This window comes from Polaromonas sp. DSP2-3-2b2 (genome assembly GCF_049895905.1).
GTDB lineage: Bacteria > Pseudomonadota > Gammaproteobacteria > Burkholderiales > Burkholderiaceae_C > Polaromonas.
Genome location: NZ_JAFCTH010000010.1, coordinates 96,341 through 122,845, shown reverse-complemented (window position 1 = coordinate 122,845; position 26,505 = coordinate 96,341). Strand labels below are relative to the sequence as shown.

28 protein-coding genes and 1 riboswitch are annotated in these 26,505 nt (G+C 59.7%); of the genes, 19 read left to right on the top strand and 9 right to left on the bottom strand.

What is annotated here, in order from left to right:
* Positions 1-13: 13 nt before the first annotated feature.
* Both dnaN and dnaA read right to left on the bottom strand, forming a co-directional pair.
* Positions 14-1,120 carry a DNA polymerase III subunit beta gene (gene dnaN / locus ACP7AD_RS10840; protein WP_426147025.1) on the bottom strand — a complete coding sequence of 369 codons (1,107 nt, stop codon included), beginning with the start codon at positions 1,118-1,120 and terminating at the stop codon, positions 14-16.
* Positions 1,121-1,363: 243 nt separating this feature from the next.
* Positions 1,364-2,764: a chromosomal replication initiator protein DnaA gene (gene dnaA / locus ACP7AD_RS10835; RefSeq protein ID WP_426147024.1), complete on the bottom strand. Its 1,401-nt coding sequence runs from the start codon at positions 2,762-2,764 to the stop codon at positions 1,364-1,366.
* 828 nt (positions 2,765-3,592) lie between these two features.
* Here dnaA and rpmH point away from each other — a divergent pair.
* The 6 genes from rpmH to ACP7AD_RS10805 all read left to right on the top strand — a co-directional run bounded on the left by rpmH (position 3,593) and on the right by ACP7AD_RS10805 (position 8,335).
* Positions 3,593-3,727 carry a 50S ribosomal protein L34 gene (gene rpmH / locus ACP7AD_RS10830; RefSeq protein WP_007862708.1) on the top strand — a complete coding sequence of 45 codons (135 nt, stop codon included), beginning with the start codon at positions 3,593-3,595 and terminating at the stop codon, positions 3,725-3,727.
* A gap of 56 nt (positions 3,728-3,783) precedes the next feature.
* Positions 3,784-4,194, top strand: a complete 411-nt coding sequence (locus ACP7AD_RS10825) for a ribonuclease P protein component (protein WP_426147021.1) — start codon at positions 3,784-3,786, stop codon at positions 4,192-4,194.
* Complete coding sequence (gene yidD, locus ACP7AD_RS10820; RefSeq protein WP_426147020.1) at positions 4,191-4,508, top strand: membrane protein insertion efficiency factor YidD; 318 nt, start codon at positions 4,191-4,193, stop codon at positions 4,506-4,508. Before ACP7AD_RS10825 ends, yidD begins: the two co-directional genes overlap by 4 nt.
* Positions 4,505-6,214, top strand: a complete 1,710-nt coding sequence (gene yidC, locus ACP7AD_RS10815; protein WP_426147018.1) for a membrane protein insertase YidC — start codon at positions 4,505-4,507, stop codon at positions 6,212-6,214. The genes yidD and yidC overlap by 4 nt, the downstream gene beginning before the upstream one ends.
* A gap of 41 nt (positions 6,215-6,255) precedes the next feature.
* A complete protein-coding gene (gene mnmE / locus ACP7AD_RS10810) occupies positions 6,256-7,692 on the top strand; it encodes a tRNA uridine-5-carboxymethylaminomethyl(34) synthesis GTPase MnmE (RefSeq protein WP_426147016.1) in 1,437 nt (478 codons plus the stop codon).
* Positions 7,693-7,843: 151 nt separating this feature from the next.
* The gene (locus ACP7AD_RS10805) at positions 7,844-8,335 is read left to right on the top strand and encodes a Crp/Fnr family transcriptional regulator (RefSeq protein ID WP_426147014.1); all 492 of its coding nucleotides are present in this window, start codon (positions 7,844-7,846) and stop codon (positions 8,333-8,335) included.
* A gap of 256 nt (positions 8,336-8,591) precedes the next feature.
* On the opposite strand, the gene ACP7AD_RS10800 is transcribed toward ACP7AD_RS10805, so the two are convergent.
* Both ACP7AD_RS10800 and ACP7AD_RS10795 read right to left on the bottom strand, forming a co-directional pair.
* Positions 8,592-9,137, bottom strand: a complete 546-nt coding sequence (locus ACP7AD_RS10800) for a histidine phosphatase family protein (protein ID WP_426147012.1) — start codon at positions 9,135-9,137, stop codon at positions 8,592-8,594.
* A 14-nt stretch (positions 9,138-9,151) separates the two neighbouring features.
* Entirely contained in the window at positions 9,152-11,137 is a 1,986-nt protein-coding gene (locus ACP7AD_RS10795; protein ID WP_426147010.1) for a cation:proton antiporter, read from the bottom strand.
* Positions 11,138-11,230: 93 nt separating this feature from the next.
* Here ACP7AD_RS10795 and ACP7AD_RS10790 point away from each other — a divergent pair, with 93 nt between their 5' ends.
* Genes ACP7AD_RS10790 through lptC form a run of 3 tightly spaced genes read left to right on the top strand, consistent with a single transcriptional unit; the run spans position 11,231 to position 13,546 of the window.
* Positions 11,231-12,223, top strand: a complete 993-nt coding sequence (locus ACP7AD_RS10790) for a KpsF/GutQ family sugar-phosphate isomerase (RefSeq protein WP_426147008.1) — start codon at positions 11,231-11,233, stop codon at positions 12,221-12,223.
* A 1-nt stretch (position 12,224) separates the two neighbouring features.
* Complete coding sequence (locus tag ACP7AD_RS10785; protein WP_426147006.1) at positions 12,225-12,842, top strand: KdsC family phosphatase; 618 nt, start codon at positions 12,225-12,227, stop codon at positions 12,840-12,842.
* A complete protein-coding gene (gene lptC / locus ACP7AD_RS10780) occupies positions 12,839-13,546 on the top strand; it encodes an LPS export ABC transporter periplasmic protein LptC (protein WP_426147004.1) in 708 nt (235 codons plus the stop codon). Before ACP7AD_RS10785 ends, lptC begins: the two co-directional genes overlap by 4 nt.
* Before the next feature lie 175 nt (positions 13,547-13,721).
* Here the strand turns inward: lptC and ACP7AD_RS10775 are convergent, their stop codons facing one another.
* Both ACP7AD_RS10775 and ACP7AD_RS10770 read right to left on the bottom strand, forming a co-directional pair.
* Complete coding sequence (locus ACP7AD_RS10775; RefSeq protein ID WP_426147002.1) at positions 13,722-14,186, bottom strand: RNA recognition motif domain-containing protein; 465 nt, start codon at positions 14,184-14,186, stop codon at positions 13,722-13,724.
* A 324-nt stretch (positions 14,187-14,510) separates the two neighbouring features.
* On the bottom strand, positions 14,511-15,713 hold the full coding sequence (locus tag ACP7AD_RS10770; RefSeq protein WP_426147000.1) for an ammonium transporter: 1,203 nt from the start codon (positions 15,711-15,713) through the stop codon (positions 14,511-14,513).
* A 171-nt stretch (positions 15,714-15,884) separates the two neighbouring features.
* Positions 15,885-16,038, top strand: a riboswitch (yybP-ykoY riboswitch).
* A 57-nt stretch (positions 16,039-16,095) separates the two neighbouring features.
* Here ACP7AD_RS10770 and ACP7AD_RS10765 point away from each other — a divergent pair.
* The 6 genes from ACP7AD_RS10765 to otnI all read left to right on the top strand — a co-directional run bounded on the left by ACP7AD_RS10765 (position 16,096) and on the right by otnI (position 22,860).
* A complete protein-coding gene (locus tag ACP7AD_RS10765; RefSeq protein WP_426146998.1) occupies positions 16,096-16,662 on the top strand; it encodes a TMEM165/GDT1 family protein in 567 nt (188 codons plus the stop codon).
* A 221-nt stretch (positions 16,663-16,883) separates the two neighbouring features.
* A complete protein-coding gene (gene metX / locus ACP7AD_RS10760) occupies positions 16,884-18,122 on the top strand; it encodes a homoserine O-acetyltransferase MetX (RefSeq protein ID WP_426147074.1) in 1,239 nt (412 codons plus the stop codon).
* Positions 18,119-18,727, top strand: coding sequence for a methionine biosynthesis protein MetW (metW, locus tag ACP7AD_RS10755; protein ID WP_426146996.1), 609 nt, complete (start codon positions 18,119-18,121; stop codon positions 18,725-18,727). The genes metX and metW overlap by 4 nt, the downstream gene beginning before the upstream one ends.
* 1 nt (position 18,728) lies before the next feature.
* Complete coding sequence (gene chrA / locus ACP7AD_RS10750) at positions 18,729-20,093, top strand: chromate efflux transporter (RefSeq protein ID WP_426146994.1); 1,365 nt, start codon at positions 18,729-18,731, stop codon at positions 20,091-20,093.
* 44 nt (positions 20,094-20,137) lie between these two features.
* Positions 20,138-22,003 carry a SulP family inorganic anion transporter gene (locus ACP7AD_RS10745; RefSeq protein ID WP_426146992.1) on the top strand — a complete coding sequence of 622 codons (1,866 nt, stop codon included), beginning with the start codon at positions 20,138-20,140 and terminating at the stop codon, positions 22,001-22,003.
* Positions 22,004-22,017: 14 nt separating this feature from the next.
* Positions 22,018-22,860, top strand: a complete 843-nt coding sequence (gene otnI, locus ACP7AD_RS10740; protein WP_426146991.1) for a 2-oxo-tetronate isomerase — start codon at positions 22,018-22,020, stop codon at positions 22,858-22,860.
* Positions 22,861-22,863: 3 nt separating this feature from the next.
* Here the strand turns inward: otnI and alkB are convergent, their stop codons facing one another.
* Positions 22,864-23,517, bottom strand: coding sequence for a DNA oxidative demethylase AlkB (gene alkB / locus ACP7AD_RS10735; protein WP_426146990.1), 654 nt, complete (start codon positions 23,515-23,517; stop codon positions 22,864-22,866).
* A 235-nt stretch (positions 23,518-23,752) separates the two neighbouring features.
* On the opposite strand from alkB, the gene ACP7AD_RS10730 reads away from it, so the two are divergent.
* From ACP7AD_RS10730 to ACP7AD_RS10715, 4 genes are all read left to right on the top strand, one after another.
* Positions 23,753-24,376: a hypothetical protein gene (locus ACP7AD_RS10730; protein ID WP_426146988.1), complete on the top strand. Its 624-nt coding sequence runs from the start codon at positions 23,753-23,755 to the stop codon at positions 24,374-24,376.
* Positions 24,377-24,762: 386 nt separating this feature from the next.
* Positions 24,763-24,888 (top strand): hypothetical protein, encoded by a 126-nt coding sequence (locus ACP7AD_RS10725; protein ID WP_426146986.1) that lies wholly within the window; start codon positions 24,763-24,765, stop codon positions 24,886-24,888.
* A 29-nt stretch (positions 24,889-24,917) separates the two neighbouring features.
* On the top strand, positions 24,918-25,031 hold the full coding sequence (locus ACP7AD_RS10720; protein ID WP_426146985.1) for a hypothetical protein: 114 nt from the start codon (positions 24,918-24,920) through the stop codon (positions 25,029-25,031).
* Positions 25,032-25,050: 19 nt separating this feature from the next.
* Positions 25,051-25,374: a BrnA antitoxin family protein gene (locus ACP7AD_RS10715; protein ID WP_426147072.1), complete on the top strand. Its 324-nt coding sequence runs from the start codon at positions 25,051-25,053 to the stop codon at positions 25,372-25,374.
* Positions 25,375-25,547: 173 nt separating this feature from the next.
* Here the strand turns inward: ACP7AD_RS10715 and ACP7AD_RS10710 are convergent, their stop codons facing one another.
* Together ACP7AD_RS10710 and ACP7AD_RS10705 are read right to left on the bottom strand one after the other, a co-directional pair.
* Positions 25,548-26,054, bottom strand: a complete 507-nt coding sequence (locus ACP7AD_RS10710; protein ID WP_426146983.1) for a GNAT family N-acetyltransferase — start codon at positions 26,052-26,054, stop codon at positions 25,548-25,550.
* Positions 26,051-26,350 (bottom strand): DUF1778 domain-containing protein, encoded by a 300-nt coding sequence (locus tag ACP7AD_RS10705; protein ID WP_426146981.1) that lies wholly within the window; start codon positions 26,348-26,350, stop codon positions 26,051-26,053. Before ACP7AD_RS10705 ends, ACP7AD_RS10710 begins: the two co-directional genes overlap by 4 nt.
* Positions 26,351-26,505 lie beyond the last annotated feature (155 nt).

The following is a 26,505-nucleotide window of genomic DNA, read 5'->3' as shown; positions in this document are numbered from 1 at the left end:
GCTTCCAATTGCCTCAAATCCGCATCGGCATCACGACGTATTTGAAGGCGGCGTTGTCCGGAATGGTGAGCAGGGCCGAACTGTTGGAGTCGGCCAGCTCGATTTTCACCATGTCCTGGTTCATGTTGTTCAGGGCATCGATCAGGTAGGTCACGTTGAAGCCGATCTCGATCGAGTCGCCGCCATAGTCGATGTCGAGCTCGTCGACCGCCTCTTCCTGCTCCGCATTGTTCGACGCGACGCGCAGTGTGCCGGGCTCGATGTTGAGCCGCACGCCCTTGAATTTTTCACTGGTCAGGATCGCGGTGCGCTGCAGGCTTCTGAGCAACGGTTCGCGGCCCAGCGTGATGATGTTCTTGTGGTTCTTCGGAATCACGCGGTTGTAGTCGGGGAACTTGCCTTCAACCAGCTTGGTGACGAATTCCATGCCTTCAAAACTGAACTTGGCCTGGTTGCCGGCAAACTGCATCTCGATCGCGCCTTCCTTGTCGCTGAGCAGGCGCTGCATTTCCAGCACCGTCTTGCGCGGCAGGATCACTTCCTGCTTGGGCACTTCCACATCGAGCGTCGCCGACGAAAACGCCAACCGGTGGCCATCGGTGGCCACCAGGCTGAGCTGCTTGCCTTCGGCGACGAACAAGATGCCGTTGAGGTAGTAGCGGATGTCATGCACCGCCATGGCGAACGACACCTGGTTCAGCAACTCTTTCAGCACCTTTTGCGGCACCGAGAACACCGGGCCAAAGCTGGCAGCTTCCTGCACCAGCGGAAAGTCCTCGGCGGGCAGGGTTTGCAGGGTGAAGCGACTTTTTCCGCCTTTCAAAATCAGCTTGTTCTGTGCCGATTCAAGCGAAACCGTCTGGTCGCTGGGCATGGAACGCAGCACGTCGATCAGCTTGCGGGCGCCCACGGTCGTGGTGAAGTCGCCGTCATCGCCGCCGAGCTCGGCGGTGGTACGAATCTGGATCTCCAGGTCGCTGGTCGTGAGCTGCAGCTGCGCACCCGTCTTGCGGATCATCACATTGGCCAGGATGGGCAGGGTGTGCCTGCGCTCCACGATGCCGGCGACCGATTGCAGTACGCCTAAAAACTTGTCTTGGGTGGCTTTCAGAACGATCATGTTTTCCTCTGTCTTTGTCTTTAGTTCTTTAATTCAAATTAGTAGCAGTAGTAAGGGCGGCGCTTTTCTGTGGACAGCGTCATTATTCCCTTTTTAATCAAGCACTTGGCGGTTGTTTAACCATGTGTTGCAGCGCTATGCGGATGGCTTGTCAAACATGAACAACTTTCGATTGTCATCTGCTCCTGTGGATAAGTCGTAACTTGTTCAAAACTTGTCCACAGCTTTAAAAGTTTCCGGTTTTCAACCCTTGAGTGTTTGCTCCAGCACATGCAGCTGCTGGTTGAGTTCGGTCATCAGCTGGCGTTCGGCGGCCATCTTGCGGACTGCATGCAGCACGGTGGTGTGGTCGCGCCCGCCGAACAGCTCGCCGATTTCGGGCAGGCTCTTTTGCGTCAGTTCCTTGGCCAGGTACATGGCGATCTGGCGCGGCCGGGCAATGCTGGCCGGCCGCTTCTTGGAATACATGTCGGCGACCTTGATCTTGTAGTAGTCGGCTACCGTTTTCTGGATGTTTTCCACCGAAATCTGCCGGTTCTGGATCGACAGCAGGTCGCGCAGCGCTTCCCGGGCAAGCTGGATAGAAATTTCCTTGTGGTTGAAACGTGAATACGCCAGTATCTTGCGCAGAGCGCCTTCAAGTTCGCGCACGTTGGAGCGGACATTTTTGGCAACGAAAAACGCCACTTCCTCGGGCATCACCGCGCCCTCGACATCGGCCTTGCGGATCAGGATGGCGACGCGCATTTCCAGCTCAGGCGGCTCGATGGCCACCGTCAGGCCGGAGTCAAAGCGCGACACCAGGCGCTCATGGATGTCGGTCAGCCCCTTGGGATAAGTGTCGCTGGTCATCACGATGTGCGACTTTTTCGTCAACAAGGCTTCGAACGCATTGAAGAACTCCTCCTGCGTGCGGTCCTTGTTCGCCAGAAACTGCACATCGTCGATCAGCAGCAGGTCGAGCGAGTGGTAGCGCTCCTTAAACTCGTCAAAAGTCTTGCGCTGGTAGGCCTTGACCACATCCGAGACAAACTGCTCGGCGTGGATGTACAGCACCTTGGCCGCCGGGTTGTCGGCCATCAGCTTGTTGCCGATCGCATGCATCAAATGGGTTTTTCCCAAGCCGACGCCGCCATAAATGAACAGCGGGTTGTACAACTGGCCCAGGCTGCTGGCGACATGCAGCGCGGCCGCGCGGCCCATGCGGTTGGCCGTGCCTTCGATCAGCGTGTCGAACGTCAGGGCGGAATTGAGCCGGTTCTTGAAAGCCGAACCAGCGGCGTCTTCTGCCGCTGCGACGGCAGAGGCCTGTTCGGCGGTGCCTGTGGAAGCGTCGAATTTTCGGACCAGCGGCTCTGATTTCGTGGGCGCCTCACGGGGCGCAAGAGTCAGTTCGATCGGGATTCGCTGGCCGGAAACCTGTTCGAGCAGCGCCGCAATGCGCGCCGCATACTGCGCCCGGACCCAGTCGAGCTTGAACCGGTTGCCGACCTGGACAGTCGCCTTGGACAAATCGGACGCAATGCCCACCACCAGCGGTCGTATCCAGGTATTGAACTGCTGCTCAGGAAGCTCCTGGGCCAAATGGTCAACGCAGATTTGCCACAAATCGTCGGTCTGACCCGACACAGACACTTCGCTCATGACAATTTTTGTCCTGCGAGCCGATGTAAAGCAGCCGTTCGCTGCTTGTGGATATTGTTAATTTTGAGCACCCGCAATTGTAGTCGGGGTGGCCGGTTATCCACAAATCAGGGATTTTCAAAACGAGCCTGCGCTGGCAAAAGTCGGCTGACCAGGCTGCAGATCCATCCCGCCGATGAGGCTTTTCCATTGCCCTTCTGCCGACATAAAGGCTGCCAAATGACAGGGGAAGCAAACCCTGGGGATAACTTTCTAGCAACCCATGACTTATCCACAGGTATCGGTCAAAACAAAAAGTTGTTCATATCTCAAAGACAGCTTGCATGGCGCCTTGCCACATGGTTAAACAACCGGCAAGTGCTTGATTCGAAAAGGAATAATGACGCTGTCCACAGAAAAGCGCCGCCCTTACTACTGCTACTAATTTGAATAAAGGAATTGAAGATAAAGATAGGGAATTACCATGCCAGAAAGCCGCCGTAGCGATCTGATACATCCCTCACCTTTACGTCCCCGGAACCGTGTGACTCTTGGCCTAAATTTCAGACTTTCCCCTCAGTTCAGCTGTCTGCCTTGTTGCTAGACTGTGAAAATCTGTGATAATCACGGGTTTTCCCGATTCGTAGCGGCCTGAGGCTGCCTGCGCAGCTTTGTGCGTGACTTCGAAATGAATTCACCTGTCAGGGTAGAGCAGATGTGTTGTCGGTTGCCGAGACTTGCCAGATTGGCCGTGGTTTCGTTCAGCCAATCAAGATCATTCGAATCGCCAAATGAAGCTTTACAGCTGACAGCCCAGTAACAAGCCCGTTAGGGCCACCAGGATTTATCATGAAACGCACATACCAACCCTCCAAAGTCAAGCGCGCCCGTACCCACGGTTTCCTGACACGCATGAAAACCCGCGGTGGCCGCGCAGTGATCGCTGCCCGCCGCGCCAAAGGCCGTAAACGCTTGGCTGTCTAAGCTGGTTTTCTGCGGGTAATCCGGTATTTCCGCGTTTGAACTGATGCTGGGCGCCAGTGCAGCGGCTTAAAACCCGGGCGCAGTTCCAGGCCGTTCTGGCCGGAACCATCATTGCAAAAACACCGCACTTTGCCCTGCATCGGAACCGGCTTGATGCCGGGGTCACGGCTTCACAGACCGACAAACCAGCTGAACCGGGCAGATTGTTTCGCCAGCAGGACATGTGGATCGGTGCGATGGTTCCCAAACGCTGGGCCAAACGGGCCGTGACGCGCAACGCCATCAAAAGACAAATTTACACGGTGAGTGCTGACTTTTCCCAACTGTATCCGCAGGCTGCATTCTTGGTTCGCCTGCGTAGCGGCTTCCCCCGCACTGAGTTTGTCAGCGCCGTCTCTGATCAGCTGCGGCAGGCTGTTCGCAATGAAATTCAAACCCTAATGCAAGCTGGAGCCAAGGCAGCATGAGACGTATCTTGATCACCTTGTTGCGCCTTCCACAAAAGGTTTTGATGGGCATGGTCACAGCTTACCGCTTGCTGATCAGCCCTTCACTGGGTTCGAACTGCCGTTTTGAGCCCAGTTGTTCGGCTTACTCGCTGCAGGCATTGGGCCAGCATGGCGCGGTAACGGGCAGCTACCTGACATTGCGCCGCCTGGCGCGCTGCCATCCTTGGTGCGATGGGGGGCACGACCCGGTGCCGCCGCCACAATCTGCCTCTTTTTTCAGCCGCCTGCTCAAGCCTGCGGCTTTCATTCCTTCTAAAAAGACGCCGTCATGAACGACATCCGCCGCACCATCTTGTGGGTGATTTTTGGTTTTTCCATGGTCTTGTTGTGGGACCAGTGGCAGGTTTTTCAGGGCAACAAAGCCACCTTTTTCCCGTCGAGCACCCAGACGGCCACATTGCCCGTCGCCGCTGCGCCAGCGTCTGCCGACAGCGCCGCCGTGCCGTCGCCTGCTGCCAGCGAAGCGCCCGGTTCTCCGGCTGCGGTGCCTTCCGGTGCGCCATCGGTTGCACCGTCTGCCGCCAGGGAGCGCGTGGTCGTCAACACCGATGTGCTTTCGCTGACTTTTGACAGCGAAGGCGGAACCCTGGTTCACTCGGCCTTCATCAAGTACAAGGATATGACCCACAAGGAGCAAGGGTTTGTATTGCTTGATGAAAGCACGAACCGTGTCTACGTGGCGCAGACCGGCCTGATTGCCGGCAGCAACGGCGGCACGTTCCCCACGCACAAGACGCCGATGACCTTGTTGCCGGGCGAGCGAGCGTTCAAGGAGGGGCAAAACGAGTTGCTTGTCCAATTTGAATCAACCGACCTGGGCGGCGTGAAACTGCTCAAGACCTACACCATCAGGCGCGGCGCGTATGACTTGGCGGTGCGCCATGAGGTCATCAACACTGGCACCACGCCAGTCGCTCCGCAGCTCTACCTGCAACTGGTGCGCGACGGCAACAAGCCGCCCGGCGAGTCGTCGTTCTATTCGACCTTTACCGGTCCGGCTATCTACACCGAAGCCAAGAAATACCAGAAAGTTGAATTCAAGGACATTGAAAACAACAAAGTTGATGTCGAGAAGCAGGCGACCAACGGCTACGTGGCCATGGTGCAGCATTACTTTGCATCGGCCTGGATACTGCCTGACGGCCTGAAACGCGACCTGTTTCTGCGCAAGGTCGATACCAACCTGTATGCCGTTGGCATGATCACGCCGCTGGATCCGATCGGGCCGGGTACCGCGAAGATCATCGATTCGAAATTTTTCGTCGGCCCCCAGGAGGAAAAAGTTCTTGAATCCCTGTCGCCCGGCCTGGAACTGGTGAAGGATTACGGCTGGCTGACGATCCTGGCCAAGCCGCTCTACTGGTTGCTCGACAAGCTGCACAGTTTCATCCAGAACTGGGGCTGGTCCATCGTGGCCTTGGTGCTGCTGCTGAAAATCGCCTTTTACTGGCTCAATGCCAAGGCGTATGCGAGCATGGCCAAGATGAAGGCGATCAACCCGAAGATCACCGAAATGCGCGAGCGCCTCAAGGACAAGCCGCAGGAAATGCAGCAGGCGATGATGAAGATCTACCGCGAGGAAAAAGTCAACCCGATGGGTGGCTGCTTCCCAATCATGGTCCAGATTCCGGTCTTCATTGCGCTCTACTGGGTGCTGCTGTCCAGCGTTGAGATGCGCAATGCGCCGTGGATTCTGTGGATCAAGGACTTGTCTTCACCGGACCCGCTTTACATCCTGCCGGTGGTGATGGCCCTGACGACGATGCTGCAGACCGCCTTGAATCCCGCGCCGCCTGATCCGATGCAGGCCAAGCTGATGTGGTTCATGCCGCTGATTTTCAGTGTGATGTTCTTCTTCTTCCCGGCCGGCCTGGTGCTCTACTGGATCACCAACAACATCCTGTCGATTGCCCAGCAGTGGGTCATCAATACCCGGATGGGCGTGCCGCCGCAGTTCAACCTGCCGAAGTTCAGATAAACAAAAAGGGCCGCTTAGCGGCCCTTTACCATTAAGGCGTCATGCTGGCCCGCCATCACCATCCCATTGTTGCGATTGCCACCGCGCCGGGTCGCGGCGCCGTCGGAATTATCCGTATTTCAGGCCAGCGCATTGCGCCGGTGGTTCAGGCACTGTGTGGCCGCGCACTTTCTCCGCGTCAGGCGACTTACCTGGCATTTCGGGATGCGGACGGCCAGGTGATCGACAAGGGGCTGGCGATTTTTTTTCCCGCCCCGCATTCTTTTACGGGTGAAGACGTGCTGGAATTGCAGGCGCATGGCGGCCCGGTCGTCCTGCAGCTGTTGCTGGCGCGATGCCTTGAAGCGGCCGCTGCGGCCGACCCGGTGACCGGTCAGCCGGTGCTGGCGGCGTTGCGGGTTGCCGAGCCCGGCGAATTCTCCGAGCGGGCTTTTCTCAACGACAAGATTGACCTGGCCCAAGCCGAAGCCATTGCCGACCTGATCGACGCCAGCACCGAAACAGCCGCGCGTTCCGCAGCGCGTTCCATGTCGGGCGAGTTTTCGCAAGCTGTCCAGATGCTTCTGGACCAGTTGATTCACCTGCGCATGCTGGTCGAAGCCACGCTCGATTTTCCCGAGGAAGACATCGACTTCCTGCAGCAGGCTGATGCGCATGGCCAGCTGCTGCGCCTGCAGGCGACGCTGGCCAGCGTCATGCAACGCGCTACGCAGGGTGCAATTTTGCGGGAAGGCATCAAGGTCGTGATTGCCGGCCAGCCCAACGTCGGCAAAAGCTCGCTGCTCAATGCGCTGGCGGGCGCCGAACTGGCCATCGTGACGCCGGTAGCCGGCACCACCCGCGACAAGGTGTCGCAGCTGATCCAGATCGAAGGCGTGCCGCTGCATGTGGTGGATACGGCCGGTTTGCGCGAGGCGCTCGATGAAGTCGAAAAAATCGGCATCCAGCGGGCATGGGCTGAGATTGAAAGTGCCGATGCCGTGCTGTTCCTGCACGACCTCACCCGGCAGAACACCGGCGAAAGCATTGAAGATGCTATTATTTACATAGCTGAAGACGCCCGTCTGGAAAGCGCACTGGCTATAAAACTCGCAAAAAAAACACCGATCATCGATGTCTGGAACAAATCCGACATGGCCAGCGCGGAAGTCTTGCGTCAAGTGGACGGCGGCGTGTTGATTTCCGCCAAGACCGGAGCCGGCCTTCAGACCTTGCGAGCGCAGTTGCTGCAGGTGGTGGGCTGGCAGGCTTCACCTGAAGGGGTTTTCATGGCGCGTGAACGCCATGTCAGCGCATTGCGCAAGGTGCATATGCAGTTGCTTACTGCTCAGGACCAGTTGGCCTCGGTGCTGCCCGCACTCGACCTGCTGGCCGAAGATTTGCGGCAAGCCCAGTTGCATCTGAGTTCGATCACCGGCACGTTCAGTGCTGACGATTTGCTGGGCGAAATTTTTTCCAAATTCTGCATTGGAAAATAGCGGAAATTCTCTGAAAACAAGGTATTGAAAAACTGTCTTTTTCTGTTTCTACCTTGTTTATTTTGGAAAAACAAAAATCTCGACGTATCAAAAGTAAGTGAAAGTTCAATTGATACATGAGGTGTTGGCGCAAAGGTATCTTTGCAACATCATGAATGCACTACTCCCCGGAGCTATCCGTTTCGACGTCCAGACCCTGGCCCAGGTCATCCAGAACTGCGAGGCGAGTGACGCCTTGCGCTGTCAACTCAGCCAGCCGCACTGGACGACGCTCGCCTCGTTCATGCATCCTTTTCCCCTGAACAAGGGCCAGGTCCTGATTGAGCAGGGCGCTCGGGACGCTACGCTCTATTTCATTGAAAGTGGCACCTTGAGTGCTCATTGCGAAGAAGGTGATACAAAGATCCACACGGCTTTGGTCGGCGCAGGAACTGTGCTGGGCGAGGGTTCATTTTTTTCAAACCAGCCGCGCAGAGCGACGGTCTATGCATCGAGCCCGTGCAAGATGTGGTGTCTTACCCCGCTGCGTTTCAAGGACCTGGCTCGTCACCACAGTTCCATTGCGCTTGAACTGACGTTGGCAATGGGAGCAGTCATGGCCAAGCGCCTGTGCATTCCTCCCAAGCGGGCGGCGGTGACCTGACACGCAAGACACGACAGTGATTTTTACCGCAGCAGCAGCAGCATCATCATCCTGACTGGCCTTTCATGGCGCTTAATGGATTAAATCGTTTTTGCTATTTTAATAGCTGCTTATGCAATGCAGGCGTGCGCAAACAGCCTATTTGATGTGGAAAAATTTGTTTTCTGTTAAAAATGAATGCTCTATAACCGCCAGTTGCAAGTCACTCGGTTCGTGCGCAATGACAGCCGTTCAAAAAATGGCCATGGTTCAAGGGTCAAGCAAAAGTACTTCGGGCAACAACTTTTCCCATGGCATCAAGCACCAGCGCTTCACCCATCGCCATGCCTTCCCCGGTCAGCGCGGTGATGTTGACCTGGTGCGTGACCCACACCTCGAACTTGCCTGACGGCATACCTCCCAACGCAGCGCGCAACTGCGCTGTCTGGGCGTCTCGGGTGCGGTATTCGTCAAAAAAGGAATTGAGCGCTGGCCAGACTTTGTGGCGGCCAAATGCCAGGTCGGCGGTGTCCTTGCAGCGGCACCAGGCGCTGGACTGGACAGCGCTGGGTTCCAAACCACGCGATTTGAACCATTGGCCGATGCGTTCGGCCCGGGCGCGTCCTTCAGCGCTGAGATTGCGTTGGGTGCTGCAACGGTCCAGTCGAAAGCCCGGTGGATCGCCAATGCCCGGATCGGTCTGCGCATGGCGCAGCATTACCACGCAGGCGCCAGCGACCAGGCGCGCCGCCAGCGCATCGGTTTGCGCCTGCGCCAGCCAAGGGGTGGCCAGCAATGCGCCAATAAATTGTCGTTTGTGCATGCAGGTTGGAACCCCTAGCTGTTCAAAAGTTTCTGCTCGGCCAGTGCCAGCGCTTCCGGTTTGCCCGACAGGACCAGGGTGTCCCCATCCTCCAGGCTGATGTGGTCAAGCGCCTTGAGTGTTTTGCCGTTGTTGCGCCGCAGGCTGACCACGCGCACCTCGACCTTGTGCAGGGCCAAGTCGCCGAGTGTCTGGCCGACGGAACTGAGGCCGGGAACCAGCGTCACCGTGGACAGGCGCTCTTGCTCTAGCTCGTCTGCCGTGTCGTCGTCGGCACCCCGAAAATAACCGCGCAGCAGGTTGTAGCGCGCGTCGCGCTGGTCCTGCACCACGCGGATCACGCGGCGCATGGGCACACCCACCAGCGCCAGCGCATGGCTGGCCAGCATCAGGCTGCCTTCAATCGCCTCGGGAACGACTTCTGTAGCGCCGCCTGCCTTGAGCTTTTCCAGGTCGCGGTCATCCACGGTGCGCACAATGATCGGCACTGTGGGTGCATGCGTGCGGGTATTGGCCAGCACTTTCAATGCGCTGGCTGTGTCCAGATAGGTCACCACCACGGCGCTGGCCCGCGCCAGCCCGGCCGCGATCAACGCCTGCAAGCGAACCGCATCGCCAAACACCACCGGGCTGCCTGCGGCGGCCGCCTGCCGCACCCGGTCAGGGTCCAGGTCCAGCGCGATATAGGGAATCCCTTCGCGCTCCAGCATGCGGCCCAGGTTCTGGCCGCAGCGCCCGTAGCCGCAAATGATCACGTGCCTGTTGGCGCTCATGGACTTGCTGGCAATCGTGGTCATTTGAAGCGACTGCTGCAGCCACTCGCTTGAGACCAGCTTCATCACGATGCGGTTGGCGTAGAGGATGATGAAGGGCGTGGCCAGCATCGACAGCACCATGCTGGCCAGGATGGGATTCATCAACGCAGGCGGTATGAGCTTGCTGCCTTGCGCCAGCGACAGCAGGACAAAGCCAAACTCGCCGGCTTGCGCCAAGTACAGGCCGGTGCGCAGTGCTACGCCCTCGGTCGCTCCCAGAGCGCGCGCCAGCACCGTGACCAGGATCAGCTTGAACAATACCGGCAGCGTCAGCAGCACCAGCACCAATGCCCAATGGTCAACGACCTCGTGCCAGTCCAGCATCATGCCAACGCTGATGAAAAAAAGGCCGAGCAGCACATCGTGAAAAGGCCGGATGTCGGTTTCGACCTGGTGCTTGTACTGGGTTTCGGAAATCAGCATGCCCGCGATAAAGGCGCCCAGCGCCAGGCTCAATCCAGCGAGTTCGGTCAACCATGCCAGCGCCAGCGTCACCAGCAGCAGATTCAGTACAAAAAGTTCCTCACTCTTGCGACGCGCCACGATCGTGAGCCACCAGCGCATGAGGCGCTGCCCGCCTGTCAGCAGCAGGCCCAGCAGCAGCGCAGCCTTCAGCGCGGCAATGCCCAGGCTCATGAACAGTTCCTCAGCTGGCGATCCGAGTGCAGGAATCAGCACCAGCAGCGGTACCACGGCCAGATCCTGGAAAAGCAGGACGCCCATCACCCGCTTGCCATGCTCTGACGCCATTTCCAGCCGCTCGGCCAGGAGCTTGACCACGATGGCGGTGCTGCTCATGGCCATGGCACCCGACAGCGACAGCGCGGTTTGCCACTGCATGTTCCAAAGCGTCGGCGCCATGACCGCCAAAAACAGGGAACCCACGGTGACCAGCAGCATCGTGAGCGCCACCTGAAGAAGACCGAGGCCGAACACATGGCGGCGCATCGATCGGAGCTTGGGCAGGTTGAATTCCAGCCCGATCACGAACATCAGAAATACGACGCCGAATTCGCCCAGGTGGCGCACGCCTTCGGAGTTTTGCGACAAGGCCAGCGCATGCGGGCCGATCACCACGCCGACGGCCAGATAGCCCAGCATGGGCGGCAATTTGAACGAGCGGCAAATGACTACCCCCACAACGGCGGCCAGCAGGTACAAAAGGGTCAGTTCAAGCGCACTCATTGGCTGATGGTAGCTGAAGGATATGACGTGGCTGGCCAGTCTGGTTGACCTGCCGGCATCTCTGGCAGTGACAGGCATCGATAGAATGCAGCCATGAATTTTGATGTCGCGACTATTAATGCAGGACAGGTTTTGAGCCTGGCCAGGAAAACGTTCGAGATTGAAGCCGCTGCCGTGCTGGACCTGGCCAGCCGGATCGGTGATGAGTTTGTCCAGGCGGTCGGGCTGATGGTTGCCTGCCCCGGCCGCGTGGTTGTCATGGGCATGGGAAAAAGCGGTCACATTGGCCGAAAGATTGCCGCCACGCTGGCTTCTACCGGCACAGCGGCCATGTTTGTGCATCCGGCTGAGGCCAGCCATGGCGATCTTGGGATGATCCAGGCCAGCGACGTGGTGCTGGCCATTTCCAACAGCGGCGAAAGCGAGGAACTGGTCGCGATTCTCCCCGTGTTGGGCCGCTTGGGCGTGGCGCTCGTCGCCATCACTGGCGGCCGGGAATCCACGCTGGCCAAGCAGGCCCGCATCACGCTCGACACCAGTGTTTCCAGGGAAGCCTGCCCGCTCAATCTTGCGCCGACGGCCAGCACCACGGCGCAGCTTGCCATGGGCGATGCGCTGGCTGTGGCGTTGCTCGACGCGCGCGGCTTTCGTGAAGAAGATTTTGCCCGTTCGCACCCTGGCGGTGCGCTGGGTCGCAAGTTGCTGACCCATGTGAGCGACGTGATGCGCAGCGGCAGCGCTGTCCCGCAGGTCGTTGCCGAAACTTCATTCACCGACCTCATGCGCGAGATGAGCGCCAAGGGATTGGGCGCTGCAGCTGTCGTGGATAGCCGCCAGCAGGTTCTTGGAATTTTTACCGATGGCGACTTGCGCCGGCTGGTTGAAAAAGGCGTGGATTTGCGAAGCCTTACCGCCAATGACGTGATGCATGCCGACCCGCGCACCGTAAGCAAAAGCGCGCTTGCGGTGCAAGCCGTGGCGCTGATGGAACAGTACCGCATCAACAGTGTGCTGGTGGTTGATGAAGCTGGAAGGCTGTGCGGCGCTCTCAGCAGCAACGACCTGATGCGTGCCAAGGTCATCTGATATGCCAGTCCTATCTCCTGCGACGGCTGAGCCGTTCCTGAATTTTCCACCGGAACTGCTGCTGCGGGGCCAAGGCGTCAAGGTTGCGTTTTTCGATGTGGATGGTGTCCTGACCGATGGTGGATTGTATTTTTCGGAATATCCGGACGGACATGAGCATGCCCGGGCGGTGGACGGGTTCAGGTCATCCGGCGAAATCATCAAGCGCTTCAACACACTGGACGGTCACGGGCTCAAGCTGCTGCAAAAAGCGGGCATCACGCCGGTTGTCATCACCGGCCGGGACAGTTCCGTGCTGCGTGGACGTCTGCAGGCGCTGGGAATCAACCATTGCCACTTCGGAACCGAAGACAAGCGCCCAGCCGCCGAGCAGACCCTGAAGGCCCTTGGGCTGGACTGGAGTGCGGCTGCCGCGATGGGCGACGACTGGCCGGATGTGCCCGTCATGAGCCGCTCGGCATTGAGCTGCGCGCCCGCCAATGCCCACCTGGAAGTCAGGTCACGCGCCCATCACATCACACAGGCCCGGGGAGGCGAGGGAGCTGCCCGTGAATTTTGTGATTTGTTGCTTGTCGCCGCCGGTCACTATGCCGGGCTGCTGCGCGAGTACCTTGCATGATGGATGTCTTGGACGGCCGCAAAAACGCAGGAAACTTCAAGGTGCCGCATAAAAGTGGATGGCGAAAATTTCTCTCCCTCTGGGACCGGACGGCCATGTACATGCCGCTTCTCATGATGGGAGCGCTGGCTTTGGGAACCTATTGGCTGGTGCGCAACACGCCGACTTTCAGCGCCCCGGAGGCGGTCCGGGCGGTCGTGCATGAGGTGGATTATTTCATGCAGAATTTCACCATCAAGACCTTTGACGAGGACGGCAAACTCAAAAGTGAAATTGCGGGAACGGAGGCCCGGCATTTTGCCGATACCGACATTCTGGAAATTGACCAGGCACGAATCCACAACATCAACATCAACAGGCAACTCACCACGGCCACTGCCAATCGGGCTTATTCAAACGGCGATGGCTCGGAGGTCCAATTGACTGGCAACGCACGGGTGGTGCGTGAAGCCAGTCGCAACGTACAAGGCAAGGAAGCACCGAAGCTGGAATTTCGCGGTGAATTTCTTCATGCTTTTTTGAATGAAGAACGCGTCCAGTCGCATCTGCCTGTGGTCCTGATCCGGGGCACTGACCAGTTCACCGGCAATGTTTTTACCTACAACAATCTCGACCAGGTGGCTGTTCTTACAGGCCGCGTTCGTGGGGTTTTGATGCCGAATTCAGCAAAGCAACCCCTCGCTCCTGTTTCCAAATCCCGGTGAGAAGCAGGCTGCTCCGCTTGGGTTGTTTGCTTGCCATTGACATGCAAGGGAAGTGAACTGAAATGCAAAACGGCTTCAAAATCGAAGTTTTGAAGCCGTTTCGGACATTTGTTGGTCAGAGACCAACGAAGCTGGTTATACAGGCCAGTTGGCCTGACGGGAAATAGCGCAGGGCTTAGTAGCCGCCGCGTCCGCCGCCGCCGCCACCGGAGCGTCCGCCACCAGCACCGCCACCGCCGTACGGGCTACGGAAACCACCGTCGCTGCCGCCGCCGCCGGAAGAACGACCGCCGCCGCCACCGCCGCCGTATCCGCCACCACCACCGCCGCCAGCGCCGCCACCGTAGCCGCCACCACCGCCACCGAAGCCGCCGGTGCGTGGAGGACGTGCCTCCATCGGACGAGCTTCGTTGACAACAACGCTGCGGCCGCCCAGAGGCTGACCGTTCATGCCATTGATGGCAGCTTGCGCTTCTGCGTCGCTGGCCATTTCGACAAAACCAAAGCCCTTGGAGCGACCGGTGTCGCGTTCCATCATGACTTTGGCGCTGGTTACAGCGCCGAATTGACCAAAGGATTGCTGCAGGTCTTCGTCACGCACCGAGTAAGGCAGGTTGCCAACGTAAAGTTTGTTGCCCATGAAGGGACTCCTCTAAAACACATAAATAAAAGCGATGGGGTCCCGAAAGCACAACAAATCTTCGACGTACCGCTGTAGCGCGCGAAACTTACCGATCACCTAACAAGTGCAAACTGTGAATTTGCACCGAGATATTATGCTTTACTTCCTCCAAAGTCCAACCGTGAAATTGTCCGCTGACAAGCCTTTCCACCAAGAGTTGGTAGGTGAAAACACTGACATCCTGTCGTTTTTTTTGGAACGAAAGTCGTTTGGAATTTAGGTTGCGGTTGTTGACAAATCAAAAATTCTTTACCATCTTCTTGTCTTAATAGTTACATAAAGCTACCAATTAACCTCACGCTCAGGCGTTGCGCCAATGCGGTGAATCGACCGATCGGCGCCTTCAAACTCTTCTTCCTGTGTCAATCGCAGTCCCATGGTCATTTTGAGTGCGCCATACACCAAGAATCCCATGAGCACCGCCCACGCCACGCCTATGACGGTGCCAATCAGCTGCGCGCCAAAGTTGACGCCGCCCAAGCCGCCAAACGCCTTGCTGCCAAAAATGCCTGCAGCCAGCCCGCCCCAGGTGCCGCACAGCCCGTGCAGCGGCCAGACGCCAAGCACATCGTCGATTTTCCATTTGTTCTGCGTCAGCGTGAACATCACCACAAAGACGGCTCCTGCCACGCCGCCGACGACCAGCGCGCCCAGCGGATGCATGACGTCCGAACCGGCGCACACCGCCACCAGTCCGGCCAGCGGCCCGTTGTGTACAAAACCGGGGTCGTTCTTGCCAAAAGCCAGCGCCGCCAGTGTGCCGCCGACCATCGCCATCAGCGAGTTGACCGCCACCAGGCCGGAAATCTTGTCAAGCGTTTGCGCGCTCATCACGTTGAAGCCAAACCAGCCGACCACCAAAATCCAGGCGCCCAGCGCCAGGAAGGGAATGCTGGACGGCGGATGCGCCGACATCGCGCCGTCCTTGCGGTAGCGGTTGCTGCGCGCGCCTAGCAACAGCACGGCGGGAAGCGCCAGCCAGCCGCCCAGCGCATGAACCACGACAGAGCCGGCAAAATCATGAAACTCGGCTCCGGTCAGCGACTTGATCCAAGCCTGCACGCCAAAGTGCTGATTCCAGGCGATGCCTTCAAAAAATGGATAGACAAATCCGACGATGACCCCCGTTGCAATCAGCTGGGGATAAAAGCGCGCGCGCTCGGCAATGCCACCCGAGATGATCGCCGGAATGGCGGCCGCGAAGGTCAGCAGGAAAAAGAACCGGACCAGCTCATAACCGTTCCTCGCGGCCAGTTGCTCGGCGCCGACAAAAAAATGGGTGCCGTAGGCCACGCCATAACCAACGGCAAAATACACCACGGTGGACACCGAAAAATCCACCAATATCTTGACCAGTGCGTTGACCTGGTTCTTCTTGCGCACCGTGCCGAGTTCCAGAAAGGCAAAACCGGCATGCATCGCCAGCACCATGATGCCGCCCAACAAGATGAACAAGGCATCAGAACCCTGTTTTAGTGCTTCCATAACGCGCTCTCTTTGTGAAATGTAATGTGTTGGTGCGTTTTCTGGAAAATTCCAAAAACTGCACCAAAACAAAGCAAGAAACACGCCTTGAAGAGTGAACCGTCATGGTGCGCGCTGCTTATTGTGAGAATTGCTCTTGCGCTTGTCCCGCAAGCCGCCCCCCTTATAATTCCGGCTGTCATTGGGGAGTAGCCGCCCTTCTTCACTGAGAGGGGTTTGCGTCAACAGACTTGTCTGGCCTTGCAACAAGGTCAACATGGCGCAAACAGTTTTTCAAGCCTGGCGAGACCTTTGACTGCACAGCCTCCAGAACTTTTTAAAGCTTCAGGCCGGGGATGTCGTGCAGTCATTGGTTTTTAAAACCGGCTTGAGCTGTTTTTTCATGGAAGCTTTCCTCGTCTCCACCGGTATCGTCGGCCTTGCTGAAATGGGCGACAAAACCCAGCTTCTTGCGCTGGTGCTCGCGGCCAAATTCAGAAGACCCTGGCCCATCGTCTGGGGCATCCTGGCCGCCACCATTGCCAACCATGCGATGGCTGGCGCACTCGGCGCCTGGGCGACCACCTTTCTGGGCCCGCAAACCCTGCGCTGGATTCTGGGCATTTCCTTCATCGCCATGGCGCTGTGGATGCTGATTCCCGACAAGCTCGACGAGGATGACCTCGACAAGAAGCCGCCCCGCTTCGGCGTCTTCGGCACCACGGTGTTCGTGTTTTTCCTGGCGGAGATGGGCGACAAGACGCAGATTGCCACCGTGATGCTCGCCGCGCGCTATGACGCCTATTTCTGGGTGGTCGCGGGCACCACGCTGGGCATGATGCTCGCCAATGCGCCGGTGGTCTGGCTGGGCAGCCGCTTCATGCACCTGATCCCGCTGCGCATAGTGCATGTCGTGTCGGCGCTGATCTTCGCGGCGCTCGGCGTGCTGGCGCTGGCCGTGCCGGCCTAGATTGCTATACTGGCCAGGCGCCGATTTGCTCAGCTTGCGGGCGCGTAAAAAGTACCGCTAAAGACGATTCTCCCTATCAACCCGGACTCGCCTTAGCGATGCCGGGTTTTCTTTTTTGCCACCCGAAGTTGCCGTTGTCCTGTCCCGAACCTGTACTGATTACCGTGGATTCACCCCTCACAGTGCCCATTGCCCCCGTCCTTGTCGCCGCGCCAGCCTCTATGCACTTTGCCGAAGCGCTGCCCCTGCGCAGCGGCGCCTCGATCCGCGCTTATGACCTGAGCTATGAAACCTACGGCCAGCTCAACGCCGACAAATCCAACGCGGTGCTGGTCTGCCACGCGCTCAATGCATCGCACCATGTGGCCGGCGTCTATCTGGACGAAGCCGGCCAGGTCAGGGACAAGTCCGAAGGCTGGTGGGACACCATGATCGGCCCCGGCAAGCCGCTCGACACCAACCGGTTTTTTGTGATTGGCGTGAACAACCTCGGTTCGTGCTTCGGCTCGACCGGGCCGATGCAGGTCAACCCCGACACCGGCGAAGTGTATGGTGCCGATTTTCCGGTCGTCACGGTGCAGGACTGGGTCAACGCGCAGGCCAGATTGCTCGATGCACTCGGCATCCAGACGCTGGCCGCCGTCATGGGCGGCAGCCTGGGCGGCATGCAGGCGCTCTCGTGGACGCTGCAATACCCGAATCGCGTGCGCCATGCGGTGGTCGTGGCCAGCGCGCCCAACCTGACGGCCGAGAACATCGCCTTCAACGAAGTCGCGCGCCGCGCCATCGTCACCGACCCCGACTTTCACGAAGGCCACTTCTACCGGCACGGCGTGCTGCCCAAGCGCGGCCTGCGCATTGCCCGCATGATCGGCCACATCACCTACCTGAGCGACGACGTGATGAACGAAAAGTTCGGCCGGCAGTTACGCGCCCCCACGCTCCCCGCTGCGCGTGGTTCGCTGCCCCCCGAGGGGGCCACCCCGCCTGCGGCCCGGCAAAGCCGGTTCCGTGGCCGGAACTTGGATGAACACAGCGCTAACTCCTCCAACGTGCCAACTGAAGAAGCTCAATACAAATACACCACCCAGGACGTCGAGTTTGAAATCGAAAGCTACCTGCGCTACCAAGGCGACAAGTTCGCCGAATACTTCGATGCCAACACCTATCTTTTGATCACCCGCGCGCTTGACTATTTCGACCCGGCCGGTGAATTCGGCGGCGATCTGAGCCGCGCCCTGGCGCAGGCCAGCGCCAAATTCCTGCTGGTCAGCTTCACCACCGACTGGCGCTTTTCCCCGGCGCGCAGCCGCGAGATCGTCAAGGCGCTGCTCGACAACCAGCTTGATGTGACCTACGCAGAAATCGACGCGCCGCATGGCCATGATGCTTTTTTGCTCGATGATGCGCGCTACATGGGCGTAGTGCGCTCTTATTTTGAGAGCAAGGTGGCCGTATGACCGGAACGACTCAACACGACGTGCCGCCGACGCCTGACCAGCTGTCGATTGCCCGGCTGGTGCCCCAGGGCTCGCGCGTGCTCGACCTGGGCTGCGGCAACGGCGCGCTGCTGGCCTACCTGATCAAGGAGCGTGGCTGCTCGGGCTACGGCGTCGAGATCGACGACGCCAATGTGCAGGCCTGCGTGGCGCGCGGCGTCAATGTGATCCAGTTCAACCTCGAAGACGGCCTGGCGCTGTTCGGCGACGACTCGTTCGACGTGGTGCTGCAGATCGACACGCTGCAGCATTTGCGCAATGCCGAAGTCATGCTGGTTGAGACGGCGCGCGTCGGCCGCATCGGCATCGTCGCCTTTCCCAATTTCGGCCACTGGCCGAACCGGCTGGCGGTGCTGCGCGGGCGCATGCCGGTGACCAAGGTGCTGCCCTACCAGTGGTACGACACGCCCAATATCCGCGTCGGCACGCTGCGCGATTTTGCCGCGCTGGCGGGCCAGAACCGGCTGCGGATTCTCGATTCCTTCGGTTTGCAGGATGGGCGCGAAATCCGTTTCTGGCCGAACGCGCGCGCCAGCCGGGCGGTGTTCAAGCTGCAGCGGGCCTGAGATGAGCGCCCCGGGGCCGGCGCTGGTTCCTTTCCGTGAAGCCTTGCGCTTTTGGCTGTTGCTCGGCTTCATCAGTTTTGGCGGCCCGGCCGGGCAGATTGCCATCATGCACCGCGAGCTAGTGGAAAAGCGCCGCTGGGTGTCTGAAAAGCGCTTTTTGCACGCGCTCAACTTTTGCATGGTCTTGCCCGGCCCCGAGGCGCAGCAACTTGCGACCTACCTGGGCTGGCTGATGCACCGGAGCTGGGGCGGCGTGGTGGCGGGAACCCTGTTTTTCCTGCCGTCGCTGGCGCTGCTGATCGGGCTGAGCTGGATTTACATGGCCTTTGGCCAGCAGCCGCTGGTGGCCGGGATTTTCTACGGCATCAAGCCGGCGGTGGCGGCGATTGTGCTGCACGCGCTGCACCGAATTGCCAGCAAATCATTGGGAAATCCGCTTCTTGCGCCCGTCCCATGGGCGATAGCAGCTATGAGTTTCATAGCTATATGGGCTTTGGGGCTGCCCTTTCCGCTGGTCGTGCTGACCGCCATGCTGACGGGCGCCGTTCTGGCGCGCGTGGCACCCGGCAGCCTGGCGCTCGGCAAAGGCCATGCGTCGGCGGCGCACGGCGTTCGCACCGCGTCCCTGATTGACGACGACACGCCCACGCCGCCGCATGCATTGTTCAGCCTGCCCCGGCTCGCAACAGTGATGCTGGCTGGCGCCGTGCTCTGGCTGGCACCGATGGCGGCGCTGTTTTTCAGCTATGGCTGGAACGGCACGCTGACGCAGATCGGCTGGTTTTTCACCAAGGCCGCGCTGCTGACCTTTGGCGGCGCCTATGCCGTGCTGCCGTATGTGAACCAGATGGCGGTCGAGCACTACCAGTGGCTCAGCACGGCGCAGATGATGGACGGCCTGGCGCTGGGCGAAACCACGCCCGGCCCGCTCATCATGGTGGTGGCGTTTGTCGGCTTTGTCGGCGGCTGGACCAAGCAGGTGGCCGGGCCGGATGCGCTGTTTCTGGGCGCTGCTTGGGCAGCCTGCGTGGCGACATGGTTCACCTTTTTGCCCTCGTTCATCTTCATCCTGGCGGGCGGGCCGTGGGTCGAATCGACGCGCGGCAACCTCAGGCTGACCGCGCCGCTGGCCGCCGTGACCGCCGCTGTGGTCGGCGTGATCGCGAACCTTGCTTTGTTTTTCATAGCTGCTATCGCTTACCCAGCGGGCGAAAATGGTCTATTTGATGCTCAAGCCGACTGGGTGGCGCTGACGCTGGCGTTGGCGGCGGCTCCGGCCCTGTGGCGCCTGAAGTGGGGCGTAATCCCGGTCATCGCTGCGTCGGCGGTCGCCGGGCTGCTGCTGCGCTGGTCCGGTCTGGCCTGAGTGCCTGTCACCGCAGTAGCTGGCAGTATGCTTAAACCCTCGCCATGAAACCTGTTGACGCCAGCGCCGCCACTCCCTTCCCGGCCCTCATGGGGCGGCTGGCCGAGCGCTTGTTGGGCAGCTGGGTGCGCCAGATCACGCCGGCCACGCTGCGGCTTGACGCCATGGCCGGCCTGCTCGGCGCGGTGCTGGTGCTGCCGCAAGGCATTGCCTTTGCCACGCTGGCCGGGCTGCCACCCGAATACGGGCTGTACACCGCCATCATTCCTTGCATCATCGCCGCGCTGTTCGGCTCCAGCTGGCATGTCATGTCGGGGCCGACCAACGCCAATTCGCTGGCGCTGTTTGCCATGCTGTCGCCGCTGGCGATGGCCTTCAGCCCGATGTACATCCAGCTGGCGCTGGCCGTCACCGTCATGGTTGGCGTGCTGCAGTGGCTGATTGGCGCGCTGCGGCTGGGCGTGCTGGCCAATTTCATCTCGCCCGCCGTGCTGTTTGGCTTCACGTCGGGCGCGGCGCTCTTGATTGCCGTGCATGCGCTGCCGGATTTCCTCGGCCTGGCCGCCGCGCCCGAACACAGCGCGGCGGGCGTGCTGGCGCATGTCCTGACGCAGCTGCCGCACGCCAATCCGGCGGCGCTGGCCGTGGCCGGCATCACGCTGGCGGTGGCTTTGGGGCTGCGCCGGTTTCGCCGCAACTGGCCTTACATGCTGATCGGGCTGGCCGTGGCCACCGCGCTGGCGTGGGGCTGGAGCCGCTGGACGGTGGGCAGCGCCACGCCCTCGTCGGCGCTGCGCATCGTCGGCACCATTGCCACGCCGTGGCCGCGCTTCGAGGTGCCAAGTATCAGCTGGGCGCAGGCATCCGACCTGGTCGGGCTGGCCTTTGCGCTGACCATCGTCGCGCTCGGCCAGGCGATTGCGATTGCCCGGGCGGTGGCGCTGCGCTCGGGCCAGCGCATCGACGCCAACCGCGAGTTCCGGGGCCAGGGGCTGTCGAACATCATTGGCGGATTTTTCTCCAGCTACGTGTCCTGCGGCTCGATGAACCGCTCCATGCCCAACTTGGAGGCCGGCGCCCGCACGCCGCTGGCGTCGGTGTTTTCGGCGCTGCTGCTGCTCGCGCTGGTAGCCGTCAGCGCGCCGGTGCTGGCGCAGATTCCGATGGCCGCGCTGGCGGGGCTCTTGGTGCTGGTGGCGCTGGCGCTGCTCGATTTGAAGCGCTGGCGCCATCTGTTTGCCCTGAGCCGAACCGATTTTTCGGTGGCGCTGACCACGCTGGTCGCCACGGTCACGATCCGGCTGGAAATGGCGATCCTGCTGGGCATGCTGCTGTCGCTGATGTCGTTTTTGTACCGCACCTCGCGGCCCGCCATGCGCAGCATGGGTTTTGACAGCCGCGGGCTGGAGCGGCAGTTCGTGGTGATCGACACGCCTGACGACCCTGACGAGGCGCCGCATCAAAACCTGCCCGAATGCCCGCAACTCAAGCTGCTGCGCATGGAGGGCGAGGTGTATTTCGGTGCGACCCAGCATGTGGCCGACATCCTGCACGCGCTGCGCAGCCAGCCGAATCCGCAAAAGCATTTGCTGGTCATGGCCAAGAGCATGAACTTCATCGACCTGGCCGGCGCCGAGTTGTGGGAAGCCGAGCTCGCCGCGCGCCGCGCCATGGGCGGCAACCTGTACTTTCACCGGCCGCGACCGGAAGTGATCCGCATGTGGCGCAAGACCGGTTTTACCGACGTGCTGGGACCGGAACACCAGTTCCCGGACAAATACACCGCCATTTCCCATATCTTCAGCAAGCTCGACCCCGAGATCTGTCGGCATTGCAGCGCGCGCATTTTCTGGGAATGCAAGACTGCGCCCGGCGCCGACGACCCCGCCAACCAGCCCAAAACTGAATAAAAGCCTGAACCGCCATGCCCCAATTCGCCGCCAACCTGAACTGGCTCTACGCCGAACTGCCTTTTCACCAGCGTTTTGAAGCCGCCGCCCGCGATGGCTTCAAGGCCGTTGAAATCATGTCGCCCTACAGCTGGCCGGCGGCCGAGCTGAAGGCGCTGCTGAGGGTGAACGGACTGGAACTGGTGCTCATCAACGCGCCGCCCGGCGGCACGGACGCCGCCAGCATCGAAGCGGCCTGGGCGTCGCCGCAAAAGGGAACGGCCTGCCTGCCCGGCCGCGAAGCCGAATTCAGCGCCGGAATTGCCTTGGCGCTTGGCTTCGCGCAAGCCCTGAACTGTCCGCGCATCCACGTCATGGCGGGCGTGCTGCCGGGCGGCTTGCCGCGCGAGGCCGCGCAGGCCGTGTATGTCGGCAACCTGCGCCGGGCTGCGGCACAGGCGGCGGCTGTCGGTGTGGACATGCTGATCGAGCCGATCAACACCCGTGACATTCCTGGCTATTTTTTGAACCGGCAAGACCAGGCGCACGCCATTCTGGATGAAGTCGGCGCGGAAAATCTCAAGGTGCAGATGGACGTGTACCACTGCCAGGTGGTCGAGGGCGACCTGGCGATGAAACTGCGCCGCTACCTGCCGACGGGCCGGGTCGGCCATCTCCAGATTGCGGGCGCGCCGGGACGCAACGAGCCCGACGTGGGCGAGATCAACTACCCGTATCTGTTCGCGCTGCTCGACGAGTTGGGCTATGGCGGCTGGGTCGGGTGTGAGTACAAGCCGGCGCGCGGCCTGGCGCCTGGCGCGACACCGGACGGGCTGGGCTGGCTGACACAGGCCCGTCGCGGCAGGCAGCCGTTTTAAGCGTCAACCCGCGCGGCGAAACGTCAGGTTGATGCGCTGGCGCCCCAGGCGCGGATGGTCGCCGCCCTCCAGCGGCGCCACGCCATGAAACGCCAGCCGCGACGCGCCGCCCCACACCGCCACGTCGCCATGCGCCAGCCCATACCGGGCGGGGCGGTCGCCGCGCTGCAAACCGCCAAACAGAAAAACCGCCGGCAGTCCCAGCGACACCGAGACGATGGGCGCGCCCAGGTCGCTTTCGTCGCGGTCCTGGTGCAGCGACATGCGCGCGCCGGGTTCGTAGCGGTTGATGAGGCAGGCGTCCGGCGCGAAGCCCTCGAAACCCGCCTCGGCCGCCGCCCGCGCAGCCATGTCGGCAAAGCAGGCGGGCATGGGCGGCCAGGGCTGGCCTGAGAGCGGGTCGGTGCTGGTGTAGCGGTAGCCCGTGCGGCTTGAGGTCCAGCCCAGCGCACCGCAGTTGGTCATGCCGACCGACATGGCGCGGCCGCCCGGCGTGATCAGATGGCGCAAGGGCGCGGCCGCGATGACCTGCTGCGCGGCCTGCACCAGCGCCTCGGCCAGGTCGCTGGCAAAGCCGTGCAGCAGCACCGCGCCCGGCGCGATGAGCTGGGGCGCTTCATGGGGCGCGGGCGGTTCATCGAAAAGGCTGAGCGTCACAAATGCCTCTATTTTTGGCGGATTTCATAACTGAATGGGCCATTTGTGCAATGAACACGGACGCGAGCTGCTATTAAATATGTAGTGAAATTAGAGTCTGACCCCAATTTTTTGATCCTAATTTCGTTGTTTTGATAAGAACGATGCAGAGTCGTTGCTCATCTTAAATCGTGTGTTAATGTAATATTTAGTTGCTTAATTTACGTTCGTTTCATTTATTTCTTCATATTCCACAATGTTCAAAGACCTTGTTCTACACGCTCGCTTGTCCTATAGCATCGATAGCGAACTTATCGCAATTGGGAACACGACTTGGCAAACTAAGAACGTAACTTCAGTAAGCGTCGAGCATGAGAGTATTCCAATGCTTGAAGCTGAGCCCGCATTCGCTGCACCAGAGCCAACTCGTAAATTTGGGTGGGGCGTGCTGCTACTTGGCATCGCGATTGCGTGGACTTGGTCACTGTCGTTCCAGCAACCCTCTTATGTTGGATGGCCGCTGACGGTTTTTCTTGCTCTGGCAACATGGTTTATTGGGCACTATTCACATAAGAACATGCTGAATTTGTGGAATCAACGTCGAGCAAACGTAACCCGCCAGCGCAGCGTTTGGCAAAATCTCGCAGTCAAGACTCCAGAACTCTACCGGCTCATCATTGATTCTTCTAGTGGGAAATCGGTCGCGCTAACAGCACTTGAGTTTGAGCCTGTAAATGTGGTGCATACCTCCATTTTGGCTGCGATGCGAAGCACATCTGCGGTCGCATCAAGGGGCGTGATTGATACCGTTGCGGTCTCAAAGAGATCTCCAGAAGACCTTTATGAGAAGTTCTGTGCAAGAGAAATATCGCGAGCTTGAACTGATGATTAACCATGTCACATATGGACTGCCCTAAAGTGCAAGAAATTCAAATAGTGAATGCGGGTTAGATTCAAACTAAGCTTTGATGCTACTAAATAAATAGCTGCGTACGACCATCAGTCATGCGTTACAGCCATTTTTTGCTTAATAATTCCAGCGGCCCACACGGCTTGAACATTCTCGCCAAGAGCCAAAGAACATCATTGGTCAGGTCTTGCCATGAAGCAAATGAATCATTACAAGACCTGACCCCTTTGCCGTTTCTGCGCAAGCAGCTATTAATTTTGTAGCGTGGCTGGTTATTGGCAGTTACCCTGCCGAACAGCGCAACTGTATTAACAAATAACTATTGATCGGTAGCTTTTTGCTAATACAATAAAATCATGCGCTACGACCACGACCCAAAGAAACTTGCCGCCAATGTGGCAAACCACCAGGTCTGGTTTCATGAGGCCGATGGCTTCGAGTGGTGGACTGCCAGCATTGAGGTGGACAGCCGCAAGCGCTAGGCGAGACGCGGTTTGTGGCCACTGGCTTGATGAGTACGCGGCTCTATGTGTTGGTTTACACCTTGCGCGAAACGGCTGTTCGCATCATCAGCCTGCGCAAGGCCAATTCCAGAGAGGTAAAACGTTATGCAAGTGACCACTAAATCCGGGCGCATCATCGAGATGCCCATGCCCGAAGAAGACGCCCAAATCAACGCGGGCATTGCCGCTGACCCAGACACTTTTGAGCTTGATGATGCGTTTTTCGCCACGGCCAAGCCGGCCAGCGAGTTTTTTGACGCCACGACCTATGCCGCACTGCTGACCCTCAAGCGCCGACCCGGCGAGCGCGGTGCGCAAAAGCGCCCGGTCAAGGTGCCCACGACCATCCGCTTCGATGCGGAGGTGCTGGCAGCGCTGAAAGCATCGGGGCGTGGCTGGCAGACGCGTGTCAACGACGCGATGAAAGACTGGTTGCGCACACATCGCCCGGCTGACAAGCGCTGACCGCTCAGCCCGCCGGGCCGCTGCTTCGCATGGCAGTTCTGAAATCGGTGAAATCGGGGTCAGATTCAAATTAAGCCTTGACGCTACTAAATAAATAGCTGATTTCGCCCGTCAGCCGTGCGCTAAAGCCACTTTTAATCAATAAATCCAGCGGCCCAAGCATGGCTTGAACATCACCCCGTCAGCAACCGCCGCGCATCCTTCAAAAGCAGCAGCAGCAGCAACTGGTCTTCCCGCAAGGGCGAAGGCTCAAAACCGAAGCGGCTGCAAAAACGCGCGGCCTCTTCGTCCATCGGGTGCGTGAGCAGGGCGCGGATGCCGGCCTGGTCAGAAATCATCAGCGCGCGCCGGATGGCATCCTTCAGCAATCCGATGCCAATGCCCAGCCCCCGGTCCTGAACCGATACCCCGAGCCGGGCCAGGATCACGACCGGCACCGGGTACTGGCCCATGCCCTTGCGAATGCGCTCCGGTGCCTCCAGCGTATCCACCTGGCCCACCGTCAGGCTGAAGAATCCGGCGACGCGCTCGGCCTCGGCGGCCACGAAGGTTCTGGCGGACCCGCTGGACTGGGCTTGCCGGGCGTAGCGAATCAGCCAGTCATTGAGCGCCGGTTTGCCGCAATCAAACGTGTCCAGACGATGCCCGGCCAGCAGCGGCTCGGGCGCGCCCAGCGTCACGCCGCATCCCAGGGCGCTTTGCGGGCAAGCAAGTCGCGCAAACCGGCGTTGTCTTTGGGCGGCTGGTCCAGCAGATCCATCAGCGCGCCGTACTGGCTGCCGGACACCATGAACAGCCGTTGATCGAGCAAGGTCTGCTCGGCGGCATGGCAGGCGCTGTCGAGAATGAAATCGGTCAAGGACTTGTGCGCGGCGTCGGCGGCGCGGCGCAGGATGGCTTCCTGCCGGGGCGTTGCCCTGAGCCCCAGACGGGCGGAACGCGATGCGTGGGCGGCGGGAGAAATCGTGGGTGTCATGGATGAAACCTTGAATTGAAATGACCTGAATGTTAGTACAAACGACAAACAAGTTCAATCCGTAGCTCAAGGCTGGATTCCCTCCGGGGCACCCAGCACTGCGCTGGAGCGCGGTGACCGGGATAAAGTCGATCTTCACGCCATTTTTATGATGA